2 protein-coding genes and 1 pseudogene are annotated in these 1,513 nt (G+C 46.1%); 2 read left to right on the top strand and 1 reads right to left on the bottom strand.

Translation table 11 applies throughout. The annotated features are described in order from the left end of the window. A pseudogene (locus AC2VE5_RS27010) lies at positions 1-499 on the top strand (ISNCY family transposase); the annotation flags it as partial. 179 nt (positions 500-678) lie between these two features. After that, positions 679-1,092 carry a hypothetical protein gene (locus tag AC2VE5_RS27005; protein ID WP_486890615.1) on the top strand — a complete coding sequence of 138 codons (414 nt, stop codon included), beginning with the start codon at positions 679-681 and terminating at the stop codon, positions 1,090-1,092. Here the strand turns inward: AC2VE5_RS27005 and AC2VE5_RS27000 are convergent. Further along, positions 1,089-1,513, bottom strand: a 425-nt coding sequence (locus AC2VE5_RS27000; protein WP_486890614.1) for a helix-turn-helix domain-containing protein, incomplete at its 5' end; no start/stop codon positions are given. The two genes, AC2VE5_RS27005 and AC2VE5_RS27000, sit on opposite strands and share 4 nt — an antisense overlap.

Genomic DNA, 1,513 nt, shown 5'->3' with positions numbered 1-1,513 from the left:
GGGGCATGAAGTGTTATGGGTAATCAGGGAATGTCTGTCTGGAGAAATCCTCCTGGCAAGAACTTTATTATCTGCTAGGAGCGAAGATTTAGCGGTGCTGTTAAGAGAGGTAAAAGAGGCAATAGGAGTACCGATTGCTGGAGTGGTGAGTGATGGTCAGCAGTCGATTCGCAAAGCCGTCGAGGTGGCATTGCCCCAAGTGCCTCACGGTTTATGTCATTTTCACTATTTACGGGAAGCTGCCAAACCAATTTATGCCGCCGACCGCCATGCAAAAAAGGAACTTAAAAAGCAGGTGAGAGGAGTGCGAACCATTGAGCGCAGTGTTGCTAACAGTAATGACTTGGGATCTGAAACTGTCCGAAGTTATTGTTTAGCTGTACGCAGCGCTCTGACCGATGACGGTGTTCCACCGCTAGAAGCCTCTGGGTTAAAACTACGCTCACGATTGACTCTAATTGAGGACAGCCTGGAACGGGTAGCTCAAAAAGGGGATTAACTTTCCCCCTAATTAAGTTAAAACAGTTACTTTCTAAAGGGTTAGAACAAACCGCAGCCCTGTGGTCACCGATTATCATCGCTTACAACTGGGTTCACCATGCAGCACAGATTCTGGCTAATCACGCGCAATTTGATACCTCTATTGTCCAACTTTGTTTGTCTGCTCTAATTGAGGCAATGTCTGTTCGTCAAACCAGTGCTGGTTCCTTGCTTGGGGGCATTATCCATTTTCTTAAAGTCACGGCTAGTTATTGGTCAGGATTATTCTTCTGCTACTCGGTGCCAGGTTTACCCAGAACCAACAATGACTTGGAACATCTTTTTGGCACCGTACGCCATCATCATCGTCGTTGTACAGGTCGTAAAGTCGCTCCGGCAATACTTGTATTACGTGGCAGTGTTCAATTAATTGCTTGTGTTGCTACTCAACTTACCACCTGGTGTACCCAGCAATTAGCGCCTTTATCAATAGCAGATTGGTGTTTATTACGTTCCCAGTTAGAACAACATCGTATCAATCGAGTCAAACAACTACGCTTTCGACGTTCTCCAGTTGATTACCTTGCTTCATTGGAAGCACAGTTACTCTAGCTAACTTTGCTAGTGTAGTTTTTTTTAAAGTTCTCTCGTTGCTCACTGTCTTGCTTGCTGTTTTGAGGACGAGCGACCTTCAGTTTTGCTTTAAGTCGATAGCGGGTCATCTGGTAGACTGTATGATATTCCGCCTCTATCCCTAGGGTTTCGGCTAACCACTGTTGCACCGCGTAGTAGCTTTGAAATCCGTTATTCTCTTGTAGCCGCTTCGCCAAAGCATCCTCTGCCCATTGCGGAATCACTCGCACTCCCCCAGGCGATTTCTTAATTTCCAACATCGCTTCCACTCCCCCTTCTCTGTACATTGATAACCAGGTTTGTAGTGTGTTTCGATGTTTTCCCACCGCCTTGGCAATCGCGCTGATACTCGGTGCATTATCCTGTTTAAGCCAGTACAGAACTTGCAATCGTTCTTTAG

This window comes from Aliterella sp. E5.1 (assembly GCF_057473825.1).
This window is presented reverse-complemented; position numbering and strand designations above follow the sequence as displayed.

What these genes read in the sequence shown, in the direction of transcription:
- AC2VE5_RS27005 (WP_486890615.1), top strand. Translation starts at nt 679, where the DNA reads ATGTCTGTTCGTCAAACCAGTGCTGGTTCCTTGCTTGGGGGCATTATC.